Raw genomic sequence first — 1,158 nt, forward strand, 5'->3', positions numbered from 1 at the left:
GCGCAGGCTGTGTATTTTTTCGTTTTACGATCCGCATGGGGTTGTGGACGATTACGTTGTTTACTTGCTGGAGAAGCTTGGCGAGCATGCCGGGACGATCCTGTTCTATTCGAACGGGCCGCTGACGCGGGAGGCCGAGGCCAAGCTGCGGGGCGTGGTCGACGATGTGGTGCTGCGGCCGAATGAAGGCTTCGACGTCCTGGCCTACAAGGAAGGGCTGGAGCGCATCGGCTACAACCGGGAGGGCCTGTACGACGAGGTCCTGATGGTGAACCACACCTGCTACGGCCCGGTGTTTCCGTTTGCCGAGCTGTTCGGCGAGATGCAGGGCCGGGAGTGCGACTTCTGGGGCGTCTCGGCGCATGCCGAGATGACGCCGAACCCGATGACCGGGACGGGCACGCTGCCCTACCACCTGAACACCAACTTCATCGCCGTTCGCGCCGGCCTGCTGGGCTCGCGCAGCTTCCGGCAGTACTGGGACGGCATCAGCGCCAGCCAGAGCTACGAGCAGGCGATCCTCAGCCATGAGGCCCGCTTCACCGAATACTTCACCAGGCTCGGCTACCGCGCCGCCTGTTATCTCGACCGGCGCGACTACGGCACGCACTACCCGGCGATGCTCAACCTCGACGAGACGCTGCTCGACCGCAACCCGCTGATCAAGCGCCGGGCGTTTTTCCACGATCCGCGGCTGTTCGAGCATTACGCGGCCGACCTGCCGCGCGCTTTGCGCATCCTGGCCGAGCATTCCGACTACGACCCGGAGCTGATCTGGCGCAACGTGGTCCGCTTTGCCGAGCTGCGCACGCTCAACACCAATGCGGCGCTGACCAGCGTGCTGCCCGATGTGCGGTTGCAGCCCGGCGAGCTGCCGGATTACGGCGCCATCGCGGTGTGCGTGCATGTCTACTACACCGACATGCTGGACGAGATCCTGGCGCTGACCGACACCATTCCGGTGCCCTATGACTTCATTGCCACCACCGAGACGGAGGCCAAGAAGCGGATCATCGAGGACACGGTGGCGGGGCGGAAGAACATCCGCAACGTCATTGTCCGGGTGGTGGAGCAGAACCGTGGGCGCGACATGTCGGCCCTGTTCATCGCCTGCCGCGACCTGTTCCTCGATGACCGCTACACCGCCGTCTGCCGGCT

The 1,158-nt window shown here is 64.4% G+C and carries 1 protein-coding gene; it reads left to right on the forward strand.

Translation table 11 applies throughout. From position 1 onward, the window contains the following. Window positions 1–43: 43 nt before the first annotated feature. The coding region (locus F0Q34_RS21520) for a rhamnan synthesis F family protein (protein ID WP_206668130.1) at window positions 44–1,158 on the forward strand (1,115 nt) is incomplete at its 3' end.

This window comes from Teichococcus oryzae (genome assembly GCF_008386565.1).
GTDB lineage: Bacteria > Pseudomonadota > Alphaproteobacteria > Acetobacterales > Acetobacteraceae > Pseudoroseomonas > Pseudoroseomonas oryzae.